This window comes from uncultured Fibrobacter sp., assembly GCF_937877005.1.
In the GTDB taxonomy this organism is placed as follows: domain Bacteria; phylum Fibrobacterota; class Fibrobacteria; order Fibrobacterales; family Fibrobacteraceae; genus Fibrobacter.
In genome coordinates this window covers 1-5,213 of the sequence record NZ_CALEFV010000170.1, presented here as the reverse complement: position 1 = coordinate 5,213, position 5,213 = coordinate 1, and the positions used below count along the sequence as shown (strand labels likewise).

The 5,213-nt window shown below is 53.1% G+C and carries 4 protein-coding genes and 1 pseudogene; 2 read left to right on the top strand and 3 right to left on the bottom strand.

Features of this window, described 5'->3' with window-relative positions; all coding sequences use genetic code 11:
• A partial coding sequence (locus Q0628_RS08235) for a sialate O-acetylesterase (RefSeq protein WP_298769971.1) occupies positions 1-891 on the top strand: 891 nt, incomplete at its 5' end.
• Here the strand turns inward: Q0628_RS08235 and tsaA are convergent.
• Complete coding sequence (tsaA, locus tag Q0628_RS08230; protein WP_366979108.1) at positions 869-1,648, bottom strand: tRNA (N6-threonylcarbamoyladenosine(37)-N6)-methyltransferase TrmO; 780 nt, start codon at positions 1,646-1,648, stop codon at positions 869-871. The two genes, Q0628_RS08235 and tsaA, sit on opposite strands and share 23 nt — an antisense overlap.
• A gap of 52 nt (positions 1,649-1,700) precedes the next feature.
• Between tsaA and putP the strand changes: the two genes are divergently transcribed.
• Positions 1,701-3,242 (top strand): sodium/proline symporter PutP, encoded by a 1,542-nt coding sequence (putP, locus tag Q0628_RS08225; RefSeq protein WP_298769967.1) that lies wholly within the window; start codon positions 1,701-1,703, stop codon positions 3,240-3,242.
• A gap of 158 nt (positions 3,243-3,400) precedes the next feature.
• Here the strand turns inward: putP and Q0628_RS08220 are convergent, their stop codons facing one another.
• Both Q0628_RS08220 and Q0628_RS08215 read right to left on the bottom strand, forming a co-directional pair.
• Positions 3,401-4,810, bottom strand: a complete 1,410-nt coding sequence (locus tag Q0628_RS08220) for a hypothetical protein (protein WP_298769965.1) — start codon at positions 4,808-4,810, stop codon at positions 3,401-3,403.
• Between the two features lie 196 nt (positions 4,811-5,006).
• A pseudogene (locus tag Q0628_RS08215) lies at positions 5,007-5,213 on the bottom strand (type I glyceraldehyde-3-phosphate dehydrogenase); the annotation flags it as partial.

The following is a 5,213-nucleotide window of genomic DNA, read 5'->3' as shown; positions in this document are numbered from 1 at the left end:
ATCAAGGTGGGGGTTATCGTGGTGGCCGTCGCGGGTTGCAGCATCCAGTTGTTCGACAAGGACTCCTACGCAAATTATGCTAGAACACAGCAGAGCTGGATGACCCAGCGAATCAACACCTATGGAGGCAACCCCTATGGACGCCTGATCGAAATGGCCAAGAAGGCCCAGGAAGAAGGCGTTATCAAGGGCATCATCTTCCACCAGGGCGAAACGGATGCCGGTGACGGCCAGTGGCCTTCCAAGGTCAAGAGGGTCTACGACAACATCATCAAGGACTTGGGCCTCGAAAACGACATTCCGTTCCTTGCGGGCGAAGTGCTGCGCACGGGCGTAAGCAAAGGTGCGAACAACAACATCGCAAAGCTCCCGCAGCAGTCCAAGAACTTCTACGTGGTGTCTTCCGAAGGATTCAACCAAGCCTTGAACGATGGTCAGAACGTACACTTCACCTCGCAGGAATACCGCGACTTCGGCAAGCGCTATGCCGAAAAGATGATCGAGGTCCTGGGCGATAAAATTAACCCTGTTGCAGAATCGAGCAGCAGCGTGGCAGAATCCAGCAGCAGCGAAGTCGCCTCCAGCTCAAGCGAAGCCTCTGTCGAAACATCATCTTCATCTGAAAATGGAATGGACTTTACCCAGATGAAATATTTTGCGGGCGGGGCGCTTACGGTGAACAAAGCAGGCAAAGTGTTATTGAGTCTTGCCAAGGCAACGCAACTCACCGTCAAGGTTTACTCTAGCCTCGGCAAGGAAGTGCTGGACTTGAGTGGCAACTATGCCGGGACCAACACACTGATGCTTGCAGACAGACTCCCGGCCGGGCGCTACGTAGTCAGAGCCCAGGGCGAGGGGTTCAAGGCCACTAAGCCTGTAATGGTAAAATAGCGACGACCGTCAGGTGGTCGCCCAGCACTTGAAACTTGATTTCGAAGCCGGCGAACCTGATGCCGTAAATGCGGTCGGCGGACCTCTGGTACGCGGGCCGCGGGTCTTCGGAAAGCAGCTCCACAAGAGCTGCCTTTTTTTCTGCGGGGAATTTTACGACGGCGGCATTGGGCGCAAGTTCCGTGCCATCAAGTAACTCCGGCGCTAGATTTTCTGGCGCAAATCCGGTGCCGTCAAGAACCGCTTGCGCCTCGGCGGCAAATTCGACCTCGAGCTTTTTAAAGCGCACCGCCTCGGCAAAGCCGCCGGTGGCCTCGGGCACGGAATCGGCGTACGGCAAGTAGGGCTTGATGTCTACGATAGGCGTGCCGTCCATGAGGTCGGCGCCGCTGACCGTAATGGAGGGAGCATTCTCCCCCGTCAGGTTGATTTTCTCGATTTTGACGCAGCTCATGGCCAAGGGATTCGGCCTAAAGCTGCTGCGGGTCGCAAACACGCCCAGCCGCGTATTGCCACCAAGACGGGGCGGGCGTACCGTCGGCTTCCAGGTATCGCGAACGTTCTCCGAAAAAATCCACAAGAGCCACAAGTGACTAAAGCCATCCAGACCGCGCAACGCGTCGGCATTTTTGAATTCCGGCTCAAAGACAATCGTCGAACGCAAATTCTTCAAGAGCCCGCTCTGCCGCGGAATCCCGAACTTGTCCGCGAAATCGCTCCGAATCCTCGCTACAACTTTTATGTTCAATTCATTTATTTCTTTCACAAGCATATATTTAGCTATTTTTATCCAAAAAAGGAGCTAAAAAATGGTCTTAACCGTTTTCATATTATACCTGTTGATGATGCTTGGCATCGGCTTTTACTTCTCCAAGAAAGCGAACAGTCTGAATGCCTACTACCTGGGCAACCGCGGCATGAACAAGTGGGTCGTAGCCATGTCCGCACAGGCCTCCGACATGAGCGGCTGGCTCTTGATGGGCCTCCCGGGCGCTATCTTCGTGAGCGGTTTTTCCGAAGCGTGGATCGGCATCGGTCTCGTGATCGGCACATACCTTAACTGGAAAATCGTGGGTCGCAGGCTCCGCAAGTACAGCCACTTCTGCGGTGACTCCATCACGCTCCCCGACTTCTTTGCGAACCGTTTCCGCGACAACAAGGGAATCATCCGCGTCATCGCCTCCATCTTCATTCTCGCGTTCTTCCTGTTCTACACCGTGTCTGGCTTTGTCGCTAGTGCGAAACTCTTCGGCACCATCTTCGGCATGGACTACACCACGGGCCTTATCATCGGTGCGGTCGTCGTGGTGAGTTACACCTTCATGGGCGGATTTTTCGCCGTTTGCTGGACCGACTTTATCCAGGCGACCATGATGCTTATCGCCGTCATCGCCATTCCCTCGATTATCATGGCAGGTTCGGGCGGTTTTGCAGCCACCATGGATGCGGTGAACGCGCAGAACCCCTACCTGATGAGCCTGTTCACCAACGCCACCACTGGCAAGTCCATCGGGCTGATTGCGTTGATTTCTAGCCTCGCGTGGGGCCTCGGCTACTTCGGCATGCCGCACATCCTGGTGCGTTTTATGAGCATCAAGAACGCCGAAGACATCAAGTTCTCCCGCCGCGTCGCCATGACCTGGGTCACCATCTGCCTGGGCGCCGTCATCATGATTGCCCTCCTTGGCCGCTACTATGTAGAAGCCCACGGCATCAAGGTGGACGACCCCGAACGCATCTTCATGATTTTGTGCCAGGTTCTTTGCCACCCGGCCATTGCCGCCATCATGATGGCCGCAATACTCGCCGCCATCATGAGTACAGCCGACTCCCAGCTGCTTGTTTCCGCTTCTGCCTTCAGTAACGACCTTTACAAGCACCTGTTCCGCAAGAATGCGAGCAACAAGGAAGTCATGTGGGTCAGCCGTGGCGTGGTGGTGCTTATCACCGTTATCGCCGTCATCGTGGCCATGCAGGGCGCTCCCAGTGCCGACGGAGTGAAGCACGGCAAGAGTTTCTTGGATGTGGTCATGAGCCTGGTGAGCTTCGCCTGGGGCGGTTTCGGTGCTACCTTCGGCCCGATTATGCTCCTTGCCCTGTTCTGGAAGCGTACCACGCTTCCGGGCGCCATCGCGGGCATGCTCGTGGGCGGCATCACCACCTTCGTGTGGAAGTTCTACCTCTCCGGGTTCTCCGCCGAAATCTTCCAAATTTACGAACTCGTTCCCGGCTTCGTGCTTAGCTTTGCGACCATCGTGATCGTAAGCCTCTGCACCAAAGCCCCCAGCAAGGAAATCCAAGAAGAGTTTGATGCAGTCGAACACACGCGCCTCTCCGATATGAAGCTGTAATCAACATGTCATCCTGAGCAAAACGAAACTTAGAACGTTAGTTCTCTAGTTGAGTTATGCCCTTTGGGTAGAAGTCGAAGGATCTCAAATGAAAAAGGCCCGCACTGCGGGCCTTCATTTTATTTCCAGGGTTTCACCCTAAATCACTTGTCGTATTCTTAGTCGTCGTATTCCGGCGCTTCGAACGAAGTCGGAATGCGCGGCGTATCCTTATCATGATGGATGAACGAGAATCCGCTAATCTTGCCCGTTTCACGATCAATCGGTCCGGTCTGCAACTGGCCATACGTGCTTGTCGTAGAGCCCGTACGCAATAACGTATTGTAGTCCATCACCATATAGCAGCCGTAAACTTCCCAAGTGCCCGACTTGAGTTCGACTCTCTTTGAGCCTTCGAATGCTTCCAGCTTGGAAGTTCCGTCGGCTTTCAACGTAAATGTCCAATCTACACCGTCTAGTGTCTTCACCCATTCACCGACAAAATCTTTGGCATTTTCATACTCGTACTCGACTTCGTCAACCGTACAGTCCATGCGCTCGCCATTGTACGCTGTAATCGCATTGTCGGTGCCCACGGAATAGGTGAACATCGTACGCGAAGCCCCCACATAGTAGAGCGGGATCATCAACAGCGTGCTGCGCTGGATATCATAGCGACCGGCATTCCAGTTCACTACTTGGCCATCGATCGACGTTTCATAAATATACGAACTGTCGAAGAACTCGATGGTCCTCGTAGAATCGCCATCGGCACATTCATAGATTTTCTTCTGAATCGCTTCGGCCTTGGAAACTTTGCCCTCCTGAATAGCAACACTAGCCTTGAGGGCTTCGCTGTAATCGCCACCGTCTACAGAGTACAGAATTGTGTCGTCTTCATCGGCATTGTCGGCTTCTTTGACGACAAACGAAATCTTGAAGCCGGCTTCCATTTTTCCTATAATCTTTTTGACGGCATCGGTTTCATTATACTGCAAGCCGGCTTTGTCTTTTTTAAAGCTCACCACGCCACCTGCAAAATCCGTATAGGTGACCACCCACAATTCGTCCGGAATGCGGAGGGCCAGAACGCCCTGCTTGCTGCCGGTCGACAGGTAGACGGTCTGGTCAAACAGCTTGAGTTCATAGTTCTTCTGTAAATCGGTGAGTTTCGCGGCGCGAGCCCCTTCAAGGCTCACCCCCGCCGAAGACGAAGATTCCGGCAAATCGCTAGACGAAGAAAGCAGCGTTTCACTAGACGAGGACTTCGGGGACTCGCTCGAAGAAGACTTGTCTTTACTTACGCTAGAAGAAGACTTGGAATCTTCCTTAGCTGAAGACGAAGACTTATCGGACGATTTTTCCGAAGAAGAAGACTTCTCCGAAGACTTTTCACTGGACGAGGACTTGTCGCCCTTCTTGGAGGACGAAGACTTGGCATCCTTTTCGGAAGAAGAAGAGTCATCGCCTTCTTCCATGGAGGAAGAGGATTCTTCGGTAGAAGGGTCCGCCGAAGCAGAAGAGGAATCGTCGCAAGCCGTGAACAGGAATGCCGACGAAATCAAAAGAGCAAGGAATTTATTTTTCACGCTTCAAAATATAGTTTATTCTAAATAAAGATTCAGCTAGAGATTGCTTCGTCGCTATCGCTCCTCGCAATGACATGGGTACCGAATCTACTATAAAAAAAGAAACCCCGCCGCTTGGGCAGGGTTCCTAAAAGGTCTCTTAGCGGAAGTGCGGAAAACTAAGTGGCGTCCGCACGACTAACGCTATCTAGAAATCTTACTTGGCGATCACGCGGGCCATTTCGCAAACCTTGTTGCTGTAGCCCCATTCGTTATCGTACCAGGAAACAACCTTAACGAAGGTCGGGTCGAGCTGGATGCCAGCCTTGGCGTCGAAGATGGAGGTCTTCGGGCAGTTGCGGAAGTCGGTAGAAACAACGGCTTCGTCGGTGTAACCGAGGATGCCCTTGAGTTCGCCTTCAGA